The sequence below is a fragment of the Sphingomonas sp. FG14 genome (assembly GCF_057809675.1).
In genome coordinates this window covers 1-18,870 of sequence record NZ_JBMDKK010000027.1, presented here as the reverse complement: position 1 = coordinate 18,870, position 18,870 = coordinate 1, and the positions used below count along the sequence as shown (strand labels likewise).

Sequence of the window (18,870 nt, the reverse complement as noted above, 5' to 3'; positions counted from 1 at the left end):
CTCGGCCTTACCGGGCGACTGTGCAGGGCGTTCGCGGGGCGGGCTTTCTTTGCGCGCTTCCCAATCCGGTAAATGAACACAGCAATCGGCCACCGTTGCGGCGTGCCGGGAGGCGCACGGCGGGCGCGGCGACGGGCTCTCGTGCGCTGGCTGAAGCAGCAGCGCTGCCGCGATGACGGGCAGCTCAAGAAGCGGCATCGACATGATCATTCTCCCTGACTTTCTGGCTTCGGACGGCCTCCCCCCGGCGTGGTGCACATCTGACCCGCCTCATTTTCCGTGGAGGTCGTAGTAGGACTGAATTTTCGCCTGGATGTCCGTCATCGTCTGGACTTCGTCAGGCAGCTTCGCCGCATCCATGAAGTCCGCATACACCTCGGTGAAATTCATGACGGAGAGGTCGAGGCGGGCAAATTCGTCGACGGTGAAGCCCTGACACGTTTCCTTTTTGGCGCTCCCCCAAGGCTTGCCGAGCTGTGGCCGGCCCTGTTCCTGAAGCACGCGGCTGAGCTTGCTTTCAAAGCAGCAATAGGCGGTCCGCTTCGTTGTGCAGATGCCGAGGATCTTCGATGAGCAATAGGTTCCGAGATTGTGGCACAGACCCATCCGATCCTTGATGTCGAGCTTCATCTCGTCCTGCGAACAAGCGAACAGGGTCAGGAAGGGCGTCGCCAACGCGGCGATCGCCGCAGGCCCGCCGGCCAGTGCGGCTGCGCCTGCACCGACCGTCAGCAGGCCTGACGTTTTGCCGGCGCAGCAGTTGATGAGCCCGAACACCGGCTTGTGACAGGTCTCGCGATTGCCCTTGAAGACCGTGAAATTGGTCTCGTCGAACTCCTCACCGGCCTGGTCGATCGAATGCAAGGCGACGAGCGCATCCTTGAATTCGGTCGACGCCTCGCGAACGATCGGCTCGCAATCACCGTTGATGCAGTAGACATCGTCGCCGCAAATATATTGCGGTGCGTCGCTGGTCCCACTCAAGGGCGTCGGGCATTTATAAACCCGGTTTTCGACCTGACATGCGCCGCCGTTCGGTTCGTCATCAAGGCATTCGGTCCGCAAATAGGTGCAGGCCCGATTGCTCTCGAGGTCGCCGCAGTCGCTGGCGGGAGTCAGCGTGTGGCAGGTGAAGTCTCTTTTCCACGCCCAGCATGCCTGGGTTATCGGCACCCCATTGATGACGCGGGTCTCCGGGCCCTCGGTGCAAATCTCCCCCGCAGGATCGGCCATGCACATGGCATCCGCTGTAAGAGGTCCACAGCCGTCGGCCCTCTTGACGGTGACCTGCGTGTCGGTCGTTTTGGCATGCCAATCCCGTCCGGTAATCGGGCTAGGGAGGAAGGCAATTCCCGTCAGGTCCTGGGAGCAAACATATTCGGTGGCGTTGTAATCGTCGCAAAATTTGTTCGTCGAAACGCCGTAGATGCGATGGGCGGCGCACGCCTGCATCACCACGCCAGTCGGACGGCATGTCCCGGCCGTTATATGCGGCGCCATCGAATCGTACCGTGCGAACGGGGTGCCGTAGGCGCTGTTGGGAACCACAAAGAATTTGAAGGCGTCGACCGTCGTCGTCTCCGGCACCATCGTGATCGAGCAGGAGCGCGGCTGGTCCTCGATCTTCGTGCCCTGATTGCAGGTCGCTTCGTAGTAGCCTGCGTTCCCAACCGCCGGTGGCAACGGCACACAAGACCCGCCACCGCCGCTATAATCTTCACCGGCCAGATAGGTGGATGGATCGTTCTCAACCGACGTCGCCCTCTGCGTGGCCGCCAAGATCTCCGAATTGCTGAACGTCGCGCGCGTCCGATCGGCGTCCGTCGTGATGCGATATTGCTCGTTCGAGGACTTCGCCGATTGACCGGCCGCCTCAAGTCGCTCGGGATCGTCGAAATAGGAACCTTCGGGCAGGCTCGGGCCGGAATAGCCGGGGACCGCTGCCGCCTGGGCGTCACTCGACGGTACGAGCGTCGGATCGTTGCGCTTCTGGGTGCCGAGCTCCTTGCCCTGCTCCCGCGCCTCCTCGACGGTCGTTTGCGCCAGCGCCGGCGTTACGACCATCAGCGCGACAACGAGCGCAGCCGAGGCGGGGATCGACCTCACCGATTGACCTTGCGCATGTTGGAGAGCCCAACGGCGGCGACGCGGGCACCCGGGCCATTCCCCTCGGCAAACTGCTCGAGCGCATATTCAACCGAGACGTTGCCAATGAGACGGTCGTGGGGCGGAACCTTGGTCTGGCACGAGAAACCGGCGCAAAGGTCGAAATCGGACGAGACGGCGATATAGGTCGGAACAGCTTGGACGTCGAAAGCGCGGAAGAGGCGCGGATCAATACCGACATTGGCGAAATCGTCCTGCCGGGTCACGATCTTCCCGAGGGCGGACGAAAACTCCTTCATCGAATTGTTCGGAAAGCCCCGGAAGACGACCACACCGCCCGCGCGCGCGGTATCGCCGATCAATTGCTTGAGCGCCTGTGGCGGCATCGACAGGCTGGCAAACACTATGAACTGGGGTGCTTCGCCCTTCCCCACCGTCGCGTTCGACGCGGCGCCCGCTACGATTTCGTCGAAGTCGACCGGACCAGCGGGCCCCTTGGGCAGATCGGTCTTCGCAACGCGCTGCATGTTGGCCATGCCACCGTCATTCACATTGGCCGCCTCCTCGCGGAACGCATCACCCCTGTCCTTCACCTGATTGACGAACGCCTCGGCATCAGCCTGAAGCTCGGCTGAGCGCTTCTTGATCGCCTGAACGTCGATCCCATCGACGCTCTGCGCAAGCACCGCCGATATGCTGGCGATGCCGAGAACAGCAGTAGAAGCCCAAAGATATCCGCGCATCGAAAGGCCCCCCTAGAGAACGCAGCAGTTGCGTTTGCGCCAGACCAGGTAGCCCATGTCCTCGCCACCGGCGGGATAGGCGCGGCCTGCGTCGGGCGGCATGGTGGATGCCCCGATCGCGGAGCAAGCGAAGCGACCGCTCACGGTCGGGATCGGATTGACCATCTGAAAGCGGTATTGCTGCTTCCGCATGATCGGCATGAGGTACTTCTTGCAGAGGCCCGCCGACCCCATCGTTCCCCACGCCAGCGCCTCGCGGTGCATCTTGTACGCAAAGCGCGACAGCGCGAGCCGCGAGGACTGAACGTGGCCGATCGACGACGGCACGTTTCCATTGAGCGGATACATGCTGCCCTGGCAGCCAGCGCACCAGAATAGCGGATCGAGCGGCAAATGGGCGGTGCCGGCGATGCAGTCTCCGGCGCAGGCAACCTGGGCGATCGGATTGGCAAAAACGATGGCTTCCGGGTTGATAAGTGCTGTCAGCGAGTCGTCCTGCCAGAGCGGGTCGATCTCGGTCATGTACGCGATATCGAAACTTGCCTGCTCGAAGCAGACGAAGTCGGTCAGGATTTCCATCCAGTAGAGGAGCGGGTACACATACCAATGGACGTGCCATTTGGCCGTGCTCTGGGAGCGGCCGCCCACCATCGACGGGCCGGCCAAATAGCCCTGTCCGATGTCGAAGCCGGGTGCGATGCGGATACCACCAAGGTTCGGAAAGCACCAAGGCTTCATGGTCACGTCCGCGAGGCGCGCTGGTTCCCAGAAACCGACGGAGATACCGATCCGAGGAATGGGGCTGCCGCAGGCGCAAATAGGCGAAGCCGGATTGGCTGTATCCGGCCGGCCGCTCGGCCAGATCTTGAGGCCGCCCACCGACAGCGGGAAGAGGCACGACCAACAGACATCGGTGATCGGGTTGACGAACTTCCCGTGACAGGTCGGTCCCGCGGCCTGAGCGCTCGGCGCGAGAATGAAGGCGGCGATCATCGTCAGGAGGAGCCGCAGAGCCCATCGCGCGCTATGCATCATTGCTCCTCCCCGCTTGCTTCCAGAAATGAGGTGTCGGCGCGATGCTTCCGCGCGAGGTAGACGGCGGTCGTGCAGATATTGGCAAGCAGAAGTACTGCGATCGCGCATGGCGCCGCCCGCCCGAAGGCGAGCGATAGCGGCTGCAGGCCAATAATCGCGGCGCCGAGCATCAGACAAAGCATCTGCCAAATCAGGCGCAGACGTCGCAGCGCGCCGGTCTCGGGGGCCGCCATCGGCGTGCGAAGCATGTCTAGCCAAGGTGGCATCAGCCTGTTTTTCCGGGCTTGAGCGCGACTTCGGACACGCGCATCACCCTGCCGGCCTGGGTGACGATTGCCGGTGTGTGCTCGATGCCGAACCGGGTCGTGAGCTTGCCTGCCTGGTCGAAATAGAAACGCCGCTTTTTCGCGGTCATCAGCTCGACCGGCGAGCCATTGACCAGGATGATCTTGGCCTTGATGTCGGAGTAATGCTCGATGGCCCACGCCGTCTGCGCGGGGTCGTCACCATCGATGAAGACGAGGTCCTGTCGGACCGAGACGAAGTCGAGCGGATTGATACGCTGGCCGGCCGCGGCGATCAGGTTTCCTTTCTGATCGCGAATGTCGCGCTCCATCATGACCGAAGGATCGAAGTCCCAGCTTCGGGCCGCTCGCGCCGCGGTTATCCCCGCCACGGGATCAGGACGCCGAACCTTCGCCTCGACGCGCTTGGCAAACATCTCATTGGTGCGCGCGAGTTCGCCACTCGCCTCGGCCCTGCGCAGTCGGGCTTCGATCGTCGAAAGCAGATCCGGCTCGATCACCGGAAATGCCTGTGCCGCCTGGCCATAATCCTTCGCTTCCGACCGCATCGGGGGAAAGACGAGCGCCGCGCCTAGCGCCGCAACCGCGCACACGCAGCTCGTGACAAGCATCCTCATAGGATTGGCTCCCCTGTCCCAATGATCTGGCGCCCGCAGACGAAGCCAATTTCGCCGTAACGGCTGTCGAAGCCGTCCTTGTGAGGCGTCGCCGCGAAATAGCATCCGGCCGGCACCCGTCCGGTGGCGCCAGGAGTCAGCGGCTCGCCGAAGCGTGTGAAGGGCTTCATCTGCGCGACCGGGTGACCATTCACGGCGACCGTCCGGCCGATATGGCTGATGATGTCGCCGGGCACGCCGTAGGCGATCTTCCCGAACATCTGTGGCTTCGCGCCGAAATGGCGGCGGAGGAGCTCGCCGGGCGGCGGATCGAAGAACACATAGTCGCCGCGTGCCGGCAGCTTGTGGCGCTGGATGAGAAACGCCCAATTCGGGAGCGAGTCCGTCGTGTTGATCAAAAGGGCGTGGCCATCACGCCATTCGCCGATCGCGCCGAAGCCAAGCGTCCCGGCGACGGCCACCGCCAGCATCCCCCACATGCGCGTGCGGGGACGCCAACGCAGGGCTTCCACCCTATTGGCCGCCGTTGCCATCAGGTCCTCCGAACGTCGAGACGGACGCACCGGGAATCTGCGGCGGGATTGGCTGGGCCGGAAAAGCCTGGCCCGCGGGCACCTGAGGGCTGGCGCCGGGGACGCCAGCCATCGGATCGATGGTTGCCCCCGGCGCCGCCAGCGGTGCTGCACGCGAGGCGGCCAGCGCCGATTGGGCAGCCGAGAGCTCCTGCATCCGCTGCAATTCCTCGACGGACATACGCTTGGGTTCGGGAACGCCCGAGGCAAAGACCGCCATTTTCAGGCTGTCGGTGATGTCCGGCACGTTCTTGGTGAGCACGGCTTCACCGACAAGCACGATCTGGCCGTCTTGGCTCCTGCGCTGCAGTTCCTTGTCGAGCGAGGACATGAACGCCTGCATCTCGGCGCGCACGCGGTCGGGCGGCGAGCCTGAGAAGCGCTGTGCCTCGACATAGTCGCCGACCAGCGCCGACAACCGTGCCGAAACGATATGGTCTTGTTTCGACTGGGTCAGTGCCCGCGTCACCCACATTCCCCAGATGATCGCAGCGACGAGCAGCAACAGGATCAGCATCTGGACGCGCGTGAAGCCGCCAAAACCGACCCTGCGCTTCGCTGCTCGGGTCTCAGGCGCGGAAGGGGGAGGAAGGTCGAGTTGGGGTTGGTCAGCCATGAGGCGGAACTCCCTCATCCGCACGCTGCGGAAGGATGCGATTGGCGCGAAGAGCGACGACGGCGGTGGAAAGGATCATGTGCGCGATCGCGAACATGTTGAGGAAGGCGGCGGTGCGCGCCGGGTCCGCGGCAACGTAGCGCGTCGTGAAATTATTGAGCTGATGGACGAAACCATCGAACGAGAAGCCGCCGATCGCGAGGAAGAAGAGGCAGAAGAGGCCCCAGGTGATGAGCATCGTCGACGCGACAAAGCCGAGCCCATGCAGCAGGAAATGAAGCATGGTCTGCCATTCATGGCGCGTGAACCCGATGTATCGCCGGGCGGTGGTCGGGACCGGATGCGTCGCCATCCCTGCTACTCCGCCGCGATCGCGATCTCGTCCTCCGGGACGAGATTGCTGACCCACTTTTCGGGATTGTTCGGAAACGCGATCCGCTCGATCGCCTCGTCCATGCTGAGGCCCTCGGCGATCAGAGCGTCGATCGCCGCAAAAGTCTTCGGACTCGAGGAGAACAGCGCTGCGGAATAGGGGTCGAGGACCAGGCGGCCGACAGCGAGGGTGTCGGGCCCTTTGATCATGATGTCCGAATATTCGAAGCCGTTGCGCTTCAAGGATCGCAACAGCGCATCGGTGTGATCGTCCATCTCGAAGCGGTCATGCTTCTTGAAGTCTGCGATCGTCTCCGGCTTTTGCTGGAGGATCACGAACCAGTCGGAATTTTCGAGCGCCGCGACCGATCCGGCCGATTTGTAATAGTCGTTCAGCGATTGCGTCGCCGTGACCAGCGATGCGCCATATTTCCGGCAGGTACGCGCGTAGGTCTCGATGAAATCGGCCATCGCCCCGCCGCGGAGCATCTGCCATGCTTCGTCGAGGAGTAGCGCTTTCGGGATCGAACGATCCAGCTTGCGCATCATCTGCTGCGACATGAACATGATCGCCGTCAGGACGACGCTGCGCAGCTCCTCACGGGCAGACAGATCGGAGAGCTCGAAGACCGTGAGCTGGGCCGAAAGTTCGAACGAGACCTCGCCCTGAAAGAAGCGGCCGTAGGTGCCGCCCGACGAGAAGGGCCGCATCGCGATCGCAAGGTTCGCGGCCAGCCCGTTTCCGGTTGCCTCGAGCGCCTCGATGACAAGATCGATCGAGCCGCGGCTGCCGTGCGCCTCCCAGACCTGGTTCACGGCACCGTCGATCAGCCCGCGCTCGGTGTCGTCGAGCAGGTTGATATGCCGGGACATCTGATTGATGATGGCCTTCAGCATTGCCATGCAGTCGAGGAGATAGTCCTCGTCTTCGGCGGCCTGGGCCTCGTCGATCATCGAGAAGGGATTGAGACAGAAGCCCGAGCTCATGGTGAACTCGACAAAGGCGCCGCCCTGAAGTTTGGCCGAATGCTCGAACGAACGCCCGTCGTCGATCACGACCACTCGCGCGCCGGCACCGCAGAGCGAGCCGCATAATTCCTGCAGCGCGACCGACTTGCCGGAGCCCGATTTGCCGAACACGGCGACGTTGTGATTGCCGGCGGCATTCTCGAAGGGGCTCCAGAAGAAGGGCTGTCCGCGCCGGCCGATCAGCAGCAGGTGGGGAATGCTTCCGCCGAGATATTCCCCCTGCAGCGGCGCGAGATTTGCGGCCGTCGTCGTGAGCAGAGTGCGCATCCGCTTCATGCGCTCGAGATCCTTTGACAGGCCATTGGCCATCGTCATGGGCATCGCGCACAACAGACCCATCACCTGCAGGTAGCGGTCATCGAGAAGATCCCAGCCCGCCGCACGGTAGACCGACTTCAGCACTCGCTCGTTGCTGTCGCCCTGCCCTTTCGGCGAGAACGACGTGACGCTGAAGAACACGCGCACGAGCTTCCTGCCCTGCCGGATCTCTTCATTGACGTGTCGCCACTCCTGCGACTGCTCGCGGAGCTGCGGCAGGAAGCGGGACGATTTGGAATCGGCCAGGCTGGTCGTTCGCATGAACTTGTAGCTGGCCTTGTTGGTCGACGCCTGCGGGTCCGGGAACTCGATGCACAGGTTGGTCGATACGGGGCATGGCATGCGCAGCTTGTCGGTAAAGATGTCGCCGATCAGCCGGGTTACGTCCCATGGCGCCCAGCGCGTGGGCAGGTTGCGCACCGAGAAGGAGCGCACATCGAACACGTCGGGGTAGATCTCCCCGATCTCCGGCGCGCCCTTCAGCGTTTTTCCGGTCGGCCGGAAGCGCTCGGTCCGCAGCAACATGCGGTCCGGCTCGATATGCAGCTCGATATCCCTTCGGATCGCCTGATCGGCGATCGGGTCGAGAGGGTTGTAGCTCACCGCATCGTCGCCAGCGGCGGTGGTCGGCGACGTGATATCGTCGATCCAGCCGATGAGCGCGACCGGGTCCATCTTGCGGGCGGATACGTTCACCGATTGAAGAGCCGAGATCAGCCCGTCCATGAGCGATACGATCTGCTCGATCGTGATGTTTGAGGACTCCGGCGTCGAGTAGGATATCGCGACCCGATGATGGCGAAGGCAAAACGGCGCGTCGGCTGAAAGCGAATTCCAGACGCCGTCCGTCAGGAAGTCGACCCGGTGCTTGGCCATCCGTTCGTAAACGCCGCGCGCCGAGTAGCGGGGCAGATACCATTTCGAGAGCTGCTCGCCGATGCGCGGCGACATCCATTGGTGAATCTGAAGGCAGCCGGGCGCGGGAATGCCTTCGGACAGGAACTGCGCCAGGATCTCACCCGTCCGCTCGTCCGCGCCGACCAGCGGCGCGGCCTCGATCACGAAGCCGCGCGAGGCGCTATTGTAGAAGATACCGGTCTTCGGGTCGAAGCTTCGATAAGGGAGCCAATGCGCAAGCATCGGGACCACCAGGTCCGGCCGCTGGGTGTCCGGTCGCTTGCTGTCGCCGAAGATACCGGACAGCAACTCATCGAGGAAGCCGCTCGCCATCTCAATTTTCCTCTGGAGCAGCGGCCGGGAAGTTCGCCGCGCGCACGGTGGGCTTCGTCTTGGGCTCGGGTGTCGGCGTCGATCCGGTCAGAGCTGCTGCCTTCGCGTCGCTCGCTGCCTGAGCCGAGCGCGCCTGGTATTCGGTAGAGCCTCTCACCCGCGTGATTGCTTCGCCGATCGCGGTCGCACTGTCTGCGCCCTCCGGCGCCGGGGCGGTCCCGGCCGAGGCTTTGTCTGCCGTTGCGAGCGGCGGCACCTTCGCTTCGATAGTCGGCGCCCCCGGCACTGCTCCCTCGACGCTGCGCGATTCCGCGCGCCTGGAGGAGACGTTAGTGGCCGGGGGCGTCGGTGTGCGGCCCGCCTTGGGGGCTAGACGGGTCGCAACATCGTCCTTGATCGCTTTGACCGGGTCGGCTGCACGGGCGCGGGCTGCCGCGACGGCCGCAGGATCGGGTAGATTGGGGTCGACGCCGCCCGTCGCTCGGCTTGCCAGTTCCGCTCGATCGACCGCTTCGGCGAGCGATTCCGGCTGCTCAGCAGCGACAATCGCATCTCGGTCCGGTATCGCTGTTGCATTGACGAGGAATTGTTGTTGCCATTCCCCGCTTTGCACCACGGCATGGACTGCCGTCACCTCATGAAGGCGGCCACGCTCATCGATATATGGCTGAAAGACAATGCGCAGCACGCGCTCCTGGGTACGGCGCGCATCGATCTGAGGTGCCGGCGCTTGTCCTAAAAAGGCGATGTGCGAGGATCTGGGTGCAGACTGCCTGGCCGGCCCGCTGCTGGCCGGCGATGAACGCTCGACAGTGCCCTCTCCGGTGATCATCGCGAGTGCTCGATCGTCGATCGAGGACGATGGCGCGCAGATGCCATCGGGCGCTTTACAGGAAAAACTTCCCTTCACATTGCTGCCGAACGTGGCGCACCCGCCAAGCAGGGACAGAGCGGCGATCGCGCAGCCGCGCAGCGACAGGGCGTGCCGCGCCGTCACGACCGCGTCCCCTGCAGCCAGGCCTCGAGAAACTCCTTGGGCCGATATCCTTCCAGGACGGCGCCATCACCCCGAACGATGATTGGCGTCGCATTAAGCCCATGCTCGCGCGCGAAGCGCTCGTTTGCATCGAGCCCCTTGGTGTCGCAGCTCGCCGGCGCTTTGAATGGCTCACCGGCATAGGCGGCATGCAGCGCCTGTTCCTGGTTTTTGGAGCAATAGACGCGGTCGGCGATGTCGCGGCTACCGAGGACCGAGATCGGACGCTCGACCACCTTCACATCCATGCCGCGCAAGACGCTGGCGAGCGCCCTGCAATAACCGCAACGGAAGTCCGTGAAGATGGTGATGCTCTGTTTGGCCGACCGGTTGCCCCAGACAATGGCCCCGTCGGCCGGAAGCCCAGACAGGTTGAGCGAGACGGGGCGGACCGGCGCGGATGTCTTGCCGACACCGCGCGCCGTCGCTGCGATTTCGCCAGCCTCGCCGTCATCGGATACCGCGGCGTTCGCCTTGGCGGCCCCGCCCACCAGCATGTCCGGATTGATCTCGAGCAGCCGCGCCGCGGTCAGGTCTTGGCGCGTCTCCATATCGTAGACACGACCGATGATCAGATAGCGCGCGCCATGATTGACGTAGAAGAGGTTCGCGCCCGAGGTGACTTCGCACAGCCCGTCGATCTTATCGCAATCGAGCTTGTTGATCGGCGTCTTCGGAAGCCTGGTCTTCAGGAGCAGGCTGACCTTGGCGTCATCCTTGCCGGCGACATCGGCTGCAAGAGCGATTCCGGCAACGCCGAGCGCGGCAGCGGCCGCTACAATCGGCGCCGGGCGAGCGAACGCGCGCAGCTTTCGCAGACGATCAATTGCGGACATAGACACCCTCCAGGAAAACGATTTCGACATCGATGCCGGTCGGCATCTCGATCACGGGCTGATATTGCTCGGCCCGCTCGATCAGATATTTCGAGACGTCCTTGCCCGATTCCGCGGCACCGCCGCCGAGCGCGCGCAGGCCGACGCTGCCGAAGTTGGGCGTGCGGTTGACGCCCCCCTCCCCGTCGGTGCTGATGCTGGCGAGCGGCTGATTGAAAGCGGTGTTGAGAGCGTTGCCGCCACCACTGACCAGACCGGCCAGAAACGCCTGCATGGCAAGCGAGCCTTCCCGGCTGACCACTCGGCCGCGCACCCCTGTCTTGCCGCCAAAGGCGATGAACCCCTTGACCTCGGAGACGGCGTAGCGCCCGCCAGGCTGCGGGCACGTCATCTTTTGCAGTTTGACGTAGACCTTCTCGCTCGAGAGCTCGCCGCGGGCGGCACCGTTCACGAGGCAGCCTTCGATCTTGGTCGTTAGGAGGCGCCCGTTCTGATAGACGGAACGGGCCGGGCCAGTGACGCGAAGCACGACCGGCAAGGGGTCGGTCTGGCTGTTGACGCCGGCGCTCGCGTCAACGCCGACTATGACCTTGGCACTGGCGAAGCTGTTGGGCGGCAGATAGTTGATGCTGTCGCTGAAGGTGGTCGTTCCCTTAGCGACGCGCGTGGCATTGCCGGCATCTGCGGTCTGGAAACTGACCAGCTTGACCTCGGCGGCGCCTCCCATCGGCATCGGGCGACCATTGGCAGACGCGTTCGGCCCATCCGGACGCTGATAGGCCTGGGTCCCGTTGGGCCCGTACATCGCGCCCGGCCCGGTCGCGGGCGCTGGCGCCGGCGTAGTTCGGGCGGAAGCCACCTGTCGGCGCAGCGCCTCATTCTCTTGCTGATAAGCCGAGAGGACGCGCGAGCCGTCCGCCCGCATCGCCTGATTTTCCCCCTTGAGCAGTTCGACCTGCTGCGAAAGCTGGTCCAGGCGTTGCTGCTGGCCGTTGACCGATTTCAGTTGATTCTCGACCGATTGCATCTGGTTTTCGGAGAGCGCCATCCACTCCTGCTGGTTGAGATTCTTGTTGACCATGTCCTTGGTCGACACCTCGACCTTCGCGGTCCCGTCGTCGTTCGTACCGGTCGCCTTCTCGTCGCCGCCGAAGATCCAGAAGGACGATGCCACCAGGCCGACGCCGGCGACCCCGGCGAGCAGCATGCGCTGCTTTTTTCGGATGCTTTCGTTCGCGGACAGGTCGGCCGAGATGGGCGAGACGCCCTCAGTATCGCTGCCATCCAACGGCTCACGATTGCGTTTTAGGAAGTCATTCCAGGCCATGTCACTGCCTCCCGGTTTGTGAGACGAGGTAGGCCGTGGTGACCTTCCCAGGTTCCAGCTTCGGCTCGGCGATCGACACGGCGAGCGCACTGCTCGGCGCGACCGTGCTCTCCGTCAGCGTGACGGCTTCCCCGCCGCGATTCTCTATGCGCAGCACGCGGCCGGTCAGTTCCGACCCCCGATATTCAGCGATCATCTGGACCTTGAGATTGCCGACATAGACCGGCCGCAGAGTGCGCTGGCGCATCTCGTAGCCATCGGCGACGCTGTTTGAATACATCGCCTGGATGAGGACGACCGCCGCTTCCTGCGGGCTGGTTGCAACCACCGCCTGGGGCGCCCCATTCTCCTCCACGTTGGCCTTCGCGATCGCCGGATTGGAGATGAAGAGCTGCACGGCCTGCTCGCCGGCGATCCGGCACACGATCTTGTAGACGTAGCCGCGCTTGCTGGTCGCAAAGAACGAAAGCGCCGGGCGCGCGAAGCCCTCCGGCACCGAGAGGTAGATGTCTCCCCGCACCGGTTCGTTGACGACGGAAAAGTCATCCTGCGGATTGCCGGTCGAGATCTTCGAGACCGACGCAAACTCGTCCTCGACCAAGCTGATCCTGGTGAGATCCTTTGCCGACGCTGCGCAATCAACCTGGCTGCCGTCGGCTGCCATCACCGTCTGGTCCGCCCAAGCCGGGGAGGTGATGAGGAAGAAGCTCACGGCGACTAGGGCAACGCCGATCATCCGGCTCACGATGCAATAATAGCGCGACAGGAAGACCGCGCCGGTCGCGGCGCTGCCGATGATGTAGACCGACATCACTGATCCTTTTCCTTGCCGGTCGTCACCATTCCGAAGCCCACGAGCTTCAGGGACAGTCCGGAATATTGCCAATCGAAGCGGAAGGAGCGGCGCTCGCTGGAGACGACCTTGTTGCCGACGATCGTGTGCAGGTCGCCGGTGACGGTCGACCGCAGATTCTTCGTATCCAGCTCCATAGTCTGGATGGTGAAGAACTGGGCGATCGACGAGCCGCGCTGCTCGTTGACGATCTTCATCAGGTCGGCGCGGATCTTTCCTTGCGCGCTGGGCGCGGTGATATCGAGTACCGACTTCATCCAGTATTCGAGATTCGCCGGGCTGCGATCGAGCGTCAGCACCGCGGTGTCGCGGGTGACCAGCTCGAGATACTGCCGCGAGACACCTGAAGAGTTCACGACCAACGGCGATGCCAGGATCGGTTGAAGGACAATCTCCCTGTCGCGCGTGACTGTCACAAGACCGAGGATGGCGCACAGGCTGCCAAGGACGCCGGCGACGATCACAAGCAGGTTGCGCTGCTTCAGGACCCGCTGGCTTTGAGCGTGGGTGTAGGAGATTTCCATCTCAGCCCGCCATCAGCCGGAGATAGGAGGGCGGTGTGGCCTTCATGCCGGTGAAGCCGGCCGGAAGATGCCAGTAGGCCATGTGAAGCAGCCAGGAGATCGCCCGTCCTGCCTTAGCCTTCTTCAGTCCCCACCAGCCTGCGCCCGCAAGCAACATGCCAATGAGAATATGCTGAGACAGGATACCCCAGACGAATGGCAAAACCATCGCTAGGAACTCATCCAGCGTCCACAGCCCGATTAGCTCGGGATCATCCAGATGAGACGGAACGACGTACTTGTCCGCGGCCATATCACCACCCTCCCCGCAGGCCGACCGGATCTGCTATTCCGGCCGACCCTTGGACTGTTCAGATTGTTGCCGTGACGGTGGAGGTGACGATCGGAATGCCGGTCCCGGCACCCACACCGACGCCGACAGGAATGGCGATCTGGCCCATCGAGAAGCGGCCTGAGGCCAACGCGACGATGCCGCCCGCGAGCGACAGGACGGTGATGATCTTGCCGCCCGACCCTTCGAGGAAGTCGGTGAACTTCGTGAGCGCCGTATCGAACGTCGTGTCGGCACCGGCGAGGGCCGGGCCGGCAAAGAGCAGGAGCGCGAACGCGAGTGCGACCAAAGCGAAGATCGCCAGCTCCGCACGACCGCTGTACTTTATGACAGACTGCATGAGAGTTTCCCTTCAAACGGAACGCGACTGACCCGCGCCCAATTGAAGGGTGGTCCCGGCGAGCGATCGGCGGCAACGCAGTTCCCGACGGCACGGTCTCGCAAACGAATTTTATGTGAGTCTGATCGGACCCTGCCCCGATGGCCGGGGCGGCGCGCCCCGGCATGCGGGGCAGCTCGCCCCACTATCTGGGGCACGCCGCCCCATTTCTCGGGGCAGACGAATTTTTGATTCGGCGTCCGCGCCTCTAATTGCGATCAATGACGGGCGAAGTTAGAATCGCTAACCGGATTCGGGGGGATCCCGTCAGCCCGGCTTAATCGTGTCTACGTTATCGAACCACAGCTAAGGATGGAGGATAGCCAGGTGCAGGTGCCATGACAGGAGATCAGTGCACCCTCGCGCTCGACATATCGGAGCATTTCTTCAATTTGACGACGGAGAGCCTGCGCCTGCGTTCGAACGAAACCAGGTGCTATCAGACCCTCGGAAATCTGGTTTCCGATCGGATCGGGTTGCCGTGTGCGCTGGAGGACCATGCACCTGAAACAATCCGGGAGCATCTGTCGGCGATCCCTACAACAGGCGACATTCGAATCGATCTGACCATCACCAGATCAAGTGCCGACAGCCTGGATGCAGTAAAGAAGCTCATCTCTGAGGGGCTTGGGTCCGAAATAAGCTTGGGGGACACACTTTCGATCATGCTCTTCCACTACGTGGTCGGCCAGAAAGCTGCGCGCGTTCTTGAGCGACTGGGATTGGAGGGCACAGATAATCCGCCACGAAAATCTGCGATCAGCGAAGAACTGGGTAACGAGAAGATAGTCCCGCTAAGATAGTTGCTGCTGGCTTTTGCTGCAGGCGCACAAAATGCAGAGGCTTGCTAAGTCACTGCCTGTGTGTTTCGTTTCAGGCCTTGCGTGCAAAAGGGGGCCATGACTTGTCATCGCTTGCCCATATCGAAGCTTCCGACGATGGCTGCGTTCCGGCCAGGGTCGAGCAGTGGGACTTCATCCCGCTGATCCTCGAAGCAATGTCTGAACAGAATGTAGGCCAACGCAAGCTGGCGCTGAAGACCGGCATCAGCAAAACGCGTCTCGGTCTCCTACTTCACAGTGATCCCGCTAAGCGCGCGCCGATGTTCGTGTATGAACTCCAGCAGGTTTTGGCCGCCCTGGACATCAACATCGTGCAAGCCATGATCGCGATCGAGACCTACAGTGATCCAGCCCTCTTCCTCGACGAGCGCTTCCAAACCTCGCTTGTGATGCTCGCCGAGTTATTCAAAGGCCTCCCGGCGATGCTCGTGGCGGCGCTCGACGAAATCGAAGGGATGGATGGCACAGAGGTACGCAAGGAGTGGGCCGGGCCGCTACGACAAGCGGTAGTTGAGAAGCTAGTCAAGGAGGTCAGTGCCGTGATGGCTCGGCGGGTACAACTCGCTCAGATTTCCACCCTCAGCCTGCTCTTGTGGATGTCGACGATGGCCACGGACTTGCTCGATCCGCTTCTCGCCTAGTACGAAAAAACTGTTACCCTTCGGGCTCTGTGCTGCTGCCGCACGGCAGCGAGCTCCGACATGACCTGGACCGTCGCCCGCGGCGGCAGCGCCGCCAAACGTCGCCAATTTAGAAGCACGTTATCGACATAGGCCTGGGTCTCGGCGATCCGCGGCAGCATCCCGTCCCTCACGCGGCTCGGTCCGGCATTATAGGCTGCAAGAGCCAGGTGGACCTGTCCGAAGCGATCGAGCTGCTGCCGGAGGTATCGCGCCCCGCCTCGCAGATTCTGCTCGACGTCGTAGCGATTGACTCCAAGGTCGGCGGCCGTGCCGGGCATGAGCTGCGTCAATCCGAAAGCGTTCTTTGGCGAATAGATCCCTGCCTTGTAACCGCTCTCCCGGATGATCATCGCATCGAAGAGGCCGACCGGAATGCCGTACTCACAAGCGATGCTGCTCATCATCTCATAGTATCCGGATCGTCTATATTCGGTGCGGGAATCAAGGAAACTCGCCGGTCGATAGCCGCTTGGGGCGCAGCCCGGCGCACTACTCGTTGGAACACTCGAGAAGACCACACCCTCGCGCATCCAACCTGGGATTGCTATTGGGGAAGTGAATGACACGGCGTCCTGCGACTGAAGAGGCGCAGTTGACGCGACTCCTACATGCGCAAAGGGATCCTGGTCATTGGGATCGGTTTGCGCTGTCGCCGCAGCGAAGCTGTTCGCCATCTCAAAGGCGACCCAACGCCTGCTCAGGTCATGGGTCCGAAATGCCGTAGGAAGCGAATTGGAAGCCGTCACTTGACGATTGCCTCCGTTATCCTCTGCGCGCGGAGCTGTGGCATCGACAGCAGATCCCCTCGGCGCTGGCTCCGTCCCCATCACGATCACCTCCACCGACCTGCGCTCCCTGCCTTTTTGGCTGGCACCGGCTTCCGAGCCATGAAAGGCAACGGATAGGGCGACCGCCACGAGCAAGATTGATCTCATTTCGCACCTCCTAGCCGTGCTCATGGGGAGTGGAGGTCAGGGCGAATATTGTTGTCAATCCTGAACGCTTCAGGGACGATCGGATCGAAACCCGCTTCGACAGGTTAGTCCATGTGGTTGATTGATCGCCATAGCGACGGACTTGACGCCGCTCGCATCCCCCTTCCGCTCCCCCTTCGGGCGGCTCTCGTGCGCTGGTACATCGGTGAAGGATCCCGACATGACGAAGAGGCCGGCATCACGTTGGTGCAGCAGGCGCGTATCGGCTCGAAGTGGATTGCCTGCAACTGCCGTGGCACCAAACAGGCACCACCCATTTTGACACCCGCGTTCCTGTCGGAAGCGGAGACCTATTACCTGCGGCGGCTCACAAGCACAAACCGGCCCGAACACGTTTCGTCCTGTCCCTTCTTTCGGGACCAAGCCACGAACCGCATCACGGAAACGCGGAGAGCCCAGACGCCGGCAGACCCCCCCGTCGGCTATTTCGAGGTTCTGCGCCCGGCGCCGGAAAAGCTCGCTCAACGACCAGATGACGACGCCAGCGACGACCGCACGCGAAGTGCTTCCGTTCCGCGCCTCGCCCGCCTGCTCTGGAGGCTGATCGCCAATGCCGGTCTCAACATTGCCGTCCCCAGCGATCAGGAGCCGTCAGAGCGTGCCATCGGCGCGGAGTTCAAGCTGCTCGCAGCGGCCGCCGCGAGGATCGAAGTTGCCCCTGGAATCGAACTCGATCGTGTTCTCTGGACTCACGGCGACGCGCTTCACAGCAGGCGGGCCTTCGCAGGCATCCGAGCGCTATCTCGCCGATGGCCGCGCGGCCATGCACCCCAAGGCTTTCTCACGATCTTTGCCAAGTCGTTCAAAGGCTCGACGATCTTTCCGGCAGGATCCGAGCCGATCGCAGTCGCCAATCGCGTCCAGTCGCCATCGGTGCGGGATAACTCGATCACAGGGCCGTATCTGGTGATTGTCGTTATCGGCCAATATCCCGAAGCGCAAGGCTATGCGCCACTGCGAGCCTACGCCCAACCGATTTATTCGGGTCTGAGGTTCATACCGGTCGATAGCAATTTCCATAGGACCTTGTTGAGAGCCCTCCTCCGATCGAGGCACCGCCTCATGCAAGATGGCATCGAACTAGCAATTGAGAAGCCAGTTTTTGACCGGCTGACCCCGCTTGGAAGCTGTCGACCGGAATTCCTCCTCGAAGCGCGCTCGCGTCTTACTGGTGAGATTCGACGATTCATAGTGCAAGCTCTAGAGGAGACGAGCGTCGAGCTACGTATCCCGAAGCTGGCTGCTCGCCGGAGCCTTGAACAGATCGCTCCCGTTCTTTCAATCACGCCGAAGGACGTTGAGGATGAACAAATCTGGCGCCTGATCGTCGAAGCGTTCTACCGATCCTGATGGAAGGGCGTAGCCCTAAGGCCAAGACAATGTCATGGCGAATGCACTCACGATGGCAAGCGTAACAGGGGTCGAAAGCAGGTACAGCTTCTGCCATCTCCACCAGGTTTTAGGGATGAGCCGGAGCAGGTTCCTCGGCGTGGTGACCGTTTCCCATGTCCGTTCGCGGCACAGCTCGACGGTGATGAAACCCAAGGACATGATAAGAGCAAGGGCGCAGCAAAGCCCCGCAGCGGCATAGAGCGCGATCCAATTCTGAAGCTCCGCGGCCGAAAGATGTTCCACGGTTCACAACCCTTCCATCCGCTCTGGTCGTATCAGTCGACCACGGCCGTCGTTTCCATGAGACTTACACCAGTCGCAATCAATCGACTACACACGCAAAGTTGCTCCAATTTGGAGACGATTTTCAGCGATCTCGAACGGCGTCGGGCTTAGCATGGTCAGCAGCCTGGAGACAGTTCATAAATTGGTAGGTACACAGGGCGAGCTTCAAGGTGTCATGCAGGTATCGGTTCTTGTGATACTCTATCGTGGGCGAGAGCGCATCACGGTTCACGACGACAGTGATAAGGCCTGGTCTGAACTTGTAAATTTTGTCGACGCCTTCTGGAAGAATTCTGACGTGGCGGTGCTGACCTCTACCCCCGCCTCAGAAGAGCAGCGCGTCAAACTATTCTTTTCCGAGACGGGTGCATCCTATATCCTAGGCCATGCGTACGCATCCGGTGAGGACCGCGGCTACTGACGGTTTGCTGGGGGTTTTGGCAT

General features: G+C 62.3%; 22 protein-coding genes. 4 read left to right on the top strand and 18 right to left on the bottom strand.

The window, feature by feature from the left end:
* Positions 1-270 precede the first annotated feature (270 nt).
* Genes ACODTA_RS28475 through ACODTA_RS28400 form a run of 16 tightly spaced genes read right to left on the bottom strand, consistent with a single transcriptional unit; the run spans position 271 to position 14,190 of the window.
* Positions 271-2,064, bottom strand: a complete 1,794-nt coding sequence (locus ACODTA_RS28475; RefSeq protein ID WP_066701158.1) for a conjugal transfer protein TraN — start codon at positions 2,062-2,064, stop codon at positions 271-273.
* A gap of 38 nt (positions 2,065-2,102) precedes the next feature.
* Positions 2,103-2,849: a type-F conjugative transfer system pilin assembly protein TrbC gene (gene trbC / locus ACODTA_RS28470; RefSeq protein ID WP_066701129.1), complete on the bottom strand. Its 747-nt coding sequence runs from the start codon at positions 2,847-2,849 to the stop codon at positions 2,103-2,105.
* A 12-nt stretch (positions 2,850-2,861) separates the two neighbouring features.
* A complete protein-coding gene (gene traU, locus ACODTA_RS28465; RefSeq protein WP_096367889.1) occupies positions 2,862-3,881 on the bottom strand; it encodes a conjugal transfer pilus assembly protein TraU in 1,020 nt (339 codons plus the stop codon).
* Positions 3,881-4,150: a hypothetical protein gene (locus ACODTA_RS28460; protein ID WP_066701131.1), complete on the bottom strand. Its 270-nt coding sequence runs from the start codon at positions 4,148-4,150 to the stop codon at positions 3,881-3,883. Before ACODTA_RS28460 ends, traU begins: the two co-directional genes overlap by 1 nt.
* Positions 4,150-4,806, bottom strand: a complete 657-nt coding sequence (traW, locus tag ACODTA_RS28455) for a type-F conjugative transfer system protein TraW (RefSeq protein ID WP_066701132.1) — start codon at positions 4,804-4,806, stop codon at positions 4,150-4,152. The genes ACODTA_RS28460 and traW overlap by 1 nt, the downstream gene beginning before the upstream one ends.
* The gene (locus ACODTA_RS28450) at positions 4,803-5,339 is read right to left on the bottom strand and encodes a S26 family signal peptidase (RefSeq protein WP_066701133.1); all 537 of its coding nucleotides are present in this window, start codon (positions 5,337-5,339) and stop codon (positions 4,803-4,805) included. The genes traW and ACODTA_RS28450 overlap by 4 nt, the downstream gene beginning before the upstream one ends.
* Positions 5,320-5,994, bottom strand: coding sequence for a TrbI F-type domain-containing protein (locus tag ACODTA_RS28445; RefSeq protein WP_066701134.1), 675 nt, complete (start codon positions 5,992-5,994; stop codon positions 5,320-5,322). Before ACODTA_RS28445 ends, ACODTA_RS28450 begins: the two co-directional genes overlap by 20 nt.
* Positions 5,987-6,346, bottom strand: a complete 360-nt coding sequence (locus ACODTA_RS28440; protein WP_066701135.1) for a hypothetical protein — start codon at positions 6,344-6,346, stop codon at positions 5,987-5,989. The genes ACODTA_RS28445 and ACODTA_RS28440 overlap by 8 nt, the downstream gene beginning before the upstream one ends.
* 5 nt (positions 6,347-6,351) lie before the next feature.
* Positions 6,352-8,943, bottom strand: coding sequence for a type IV secretion system protein TraC (traC, locus tag ACODTA_RS28435; RefSeq protein ID WP_066701136.1), 2,592 nt, complete (start codon positions 8,941-8,943; stop codon positions 6,352-6,354).
* 1 nt (position 8,944) lies between these two features.
* The gene (locus ACODTA_RS28430; RefSeq protein ID WP_066701137.1) at positions 8,945-9,940 is read right to left on the bottom strand and encodes a TraV family lipoprotein; all 996 of its coding nucleotides are present in this window, start codon (positions 9,938-9,940) and stop codon (positions 8,945-8,947) included.
* Complete coding sequence (locus tag ACODTA_RS28425; protein ID WP_066701138.1) at positions 9,937-10,815, bottom strand: DsbC family protein; 879 nt, start codon at positions 10,813-10,815, stop codon at positions 9,937-9,939. Before ACODTA_RS28425 ends, ACODTA_RS28430 begins: the two co-directional genes overlap by 4 nt.
* On the bottom strand, positions 10,802-12,142 hold the full coding sequence (locus tag ACODTA_RS28420; RefSeq protein ID WP_066701139.1) for a TrbI/VirB10 family protein: 1,341 nt from the start codon (positions 12,140-12,142) through the stop codon (positions 10,802-10,804). Before ACODTA_RS28420 ends, ACODTA_RS28425 begins: the two co-directional genes overlap by 14 nt.
* Before the next feature lies 1 nt (position 12,143).
* Positions 12,144-12,953, bottom strand: a complete 810-nt coding sequence (locus tag ACODTA_RS28415; protein ID WP_066701140.1) for a type-F conjugative transfer system secretin TraK — start codon at positions 12,951-12,953, stop codon at positions 12,144-12,146.
* On the bottom strand, positions 12,953-13,519 hold the full coding sequence (locus ACODTA_RS28410) for a type IV conjugative transfer system protein TraE (protein ID WP_066701141.1): 567 nt from the start codon (positions 13,517-13,519) through the stop codon (positions 12,953-12,955). The genes ACODTA_RS28415 and ACODTA_RS28410 overlap by 1 nt, the downstream gene beginning before the upstream one ends.
* Before the next feature lies 1 nt (position 13,520).
* Entirely contained in the window at positions 13,521-13,811 is a 291-nt protein-coding gene (gene traL / locus ACODTA_RS28405; RefSeq protein WP_066701142.1) for a type IV conjugative transfer system protein TraL, read from the bottom strand.
* Positions 13,812-13,869: 58 nt separating this feature from the next.
* A complete protein-coding gene (locus ACODTA_RS28400) occupies positions 13,870-14,190 on the bottom strand; it encodes a TrbC/VirB2 family protein (protein WP_066701143.1) in 321 nt (106 codons plus the stop codon).
* Positions 14,191-14,567: 377 nt separating this feature from the next.
* Between ACODTA_RS28400 and ACODTA_RS28395 the strand changes: the two genes are divergently transcribed.
* Together ACODTA_RS28395 and ACODTA_RS28390 are read left to right on the top strand one after the other, a co-directional pair.
* Entirely contained in the window at positions 14,568-15,032 is a 465-nt protein-coding gene (locus ACODTA_RS28395) for a hypothetical protein (RefSeq protein ID WP_066701144.1), read from the top strand.
* A gap of 101 nt (positions 15,033-15,133) precedes the next feature.
* On the top strand, positions 15,134-15,712 hold the full coding sequence (locus tag ACODTA_RS28390) for a hypothetical protein (RefSeq protein WP_066967399.1): 579 nt from the start codon (positions 15,134-15,136) through the stop codon (positions 15,710-15,712).
* Here the strand turns inward: ACODTA_RS28390 and ACODTA_RS28385 are convergent.
* Complete coding sequence (locus ACODTA_RS28385) at positions 15,709-16,158, bottom strand: lytic transglycosylase domain-containing protein (RefSeq protein WP_232037496.1); 450 nt, start codon at positions 16,156-16,158, stop codon at positions 15,709-15,711. The two genes, ACODTA_RS28390 and ACODTA_RS28385, sit on opposite strands and share 4 nt — an antisense overlap.
* Positions 16,159-16,800: 642 nt before the next feature.
* On the opposite strand from ACODTA_RS28385, the gene ACODTA_RS28380 reads away from it, so the two are divergent.
* Positions 16,801-18,099 (top strand): DUF8535 domain-containing protein, encoded by a 1,299-nt coding sequence (locus tag ACODTA_RS28380; RefSeq protein WP_066701145.1) that lies wholly within the window; start codon positions 16,801-16,803, stop codon positions 18,097-18,099.
* Positions 18,100-18,114: 15 nt separating this feature from the next.
* Here ACODTA_RS28380 and ACODTA_RS28375 read toward each other — a convergent pair whose 3' ends face one another.
* Positions 18,115-18,384, bottom strand: a complete 270-nt coding sequence (locus tag ACODTA_RS28375; RefSeq protein WP_066701146.1) for a hypothetical protein — start codon at positions 18,382-18,384, stop codon at positions 18,115-18,117.
* 154 nt (positions 18,385-18,538) lie between these two features.
* Between ACODTA_RS28375 and ACODTA_RS28370 the strand changes: the two genes are divergently transcribed.
* Positions 18,539-18,847, top strand: a complete 309-nt coding sequence (locus ACODTA_RS28370; RefSeq protein ID WP_066701147.1) for a hypothetical protein — start codon at positions 18,539-18,541, stop codon at positions 18,845-18,847.
* Positions 18,848-18,870: the final 23 nt, after the last annotated feature.

Coding starts and splice junctions, on each gene's coding strand:
- ACODTA_RS28475 (WP_066701158.1), bottom strand. CDS start 2,064: ATGGTCGTAACGCCGGCGCTGGCGCAAACGACCGTCGAGGAGGCGCGG.
- trbC (WP_066701129.1), bottom strand. CDS start 2,849: ATGCGCGGATATCTTTGGGCTTCTACTGCTGTTCTCGGCATCGCCAGC.
- traU (WP_096367889.1), bottom strand. CDS start 3,881: ATGCATAGCGCGCGATGGGCTCTGCGGCTCCTCCTGACGATGATCGCC.
- ACODTA_RS28460 (WP_066701131.1), bottom strand. CDS start 4,150: ATGCCACCTTGGCTAGACATGCTTCGCACGCCGATGGCGGCCCCCGAG.
- traW (WP_066701132.1), bottom strand. CDS start 4,806: ATGAGGATGCTTGTCACGAGCTGCGTGTGCGCGGTTGCGGCGCTAGGC.
- ACODTA_RS28450 (WP_066701133.1), bottom strand. CDS start 5,339: ATGGCAACGGCGGCCAATAGGGTGGAAGCCCTGCGTTGGCGTCCCCGC.
- ACODTA_RS28445 (WP_066701134.1), bottom strand. CDS start 5,994: ATGGCTGACCAACCCCAACTCGACCTTCCTCCCCCTTCCGCGCCTGAG.
- ACODTA_RS28440 (WP_066701135.1), bottom strand. CDS start 6,346: ATGGCGACGCATCCGGTCCCGACCACCGCCCGGCGATACATCGGGTTC.
- traC (WP_066701136.1), bottom strand. CDS start 8,943: ATGGCGAGCGGCTTCCTCGATGAGTTGCTGTCCGGTATCTTCGGCGAC.
- ACODTA_RS28425 (WP_066701138.1), bottom strand. CDS start 10,815: ATGTCCGCAATTGATCGTCTGCGAAAGCTGCGCGCGTTCGCTCGCCCG.
- ACODTA_RS28420 (WP_066701139.1), bottom strand. CDS start 12,142: ATGGCCTGGAATGACTTCCTAAAACGCAATCGTGAGCCGTTGGATGGC.
- ACODTA_RS28415 (WP_066701140.1), bottom strand. CDS start 12,953: ATGTCGGTCTACATCATCGGCAGCGCCGCGACCGGCGCGGTCTTCCTG.
- ACODTA_RS28410 (WP_066701141.1), bottom strand. CDS start 13,519: ATGGAAATCTCCTACACCCACGCTCAAAGCCAGCGGGTCCTGAAGCAG.
- traL (WP_066701142.1), bottom strand. CDS start 13,811: ATGGCCGCGGACAAGTACGTCGTTCCGTCTCATCTGGATGATCCCGAG.
- ACODTA_RS28400 (WP_066701143.1), bottom strand. CDS start 14,190: ATGCAGTCTGTCATAAAGTACAGCGGTCGTGCGGAGCTGGCGATCTTC.
- ACODTA_RS28395 (WP_066701144.1), top strand. CDS start 14,568: ATGACAGGAGATCAGTGCACCCTCGCGCTCGACATATCGGAGCATTTC.
- ACODTA_RS28385 (WP_232037496.1), bottom strand. CDS start 16,158: ATGATGAGCAGCATCGCTTGTGAGTACGGCATTCCGGTCGGCCTCTTC.
- ACODTA_RS28380 (WP_066701145.1), top strand. CDS start 16,801: ATGTGGTTGATTGATCGCCATAGCGACGGACTTGACGCCGCTCGCATC.
- ACODTA_RS28370 (WP_066701147.1), top strand. CDS start 18,539: ATGGTCAGCAGCCTGGAGACAGTTCATAAATTGGTAGGTACACAGGGC.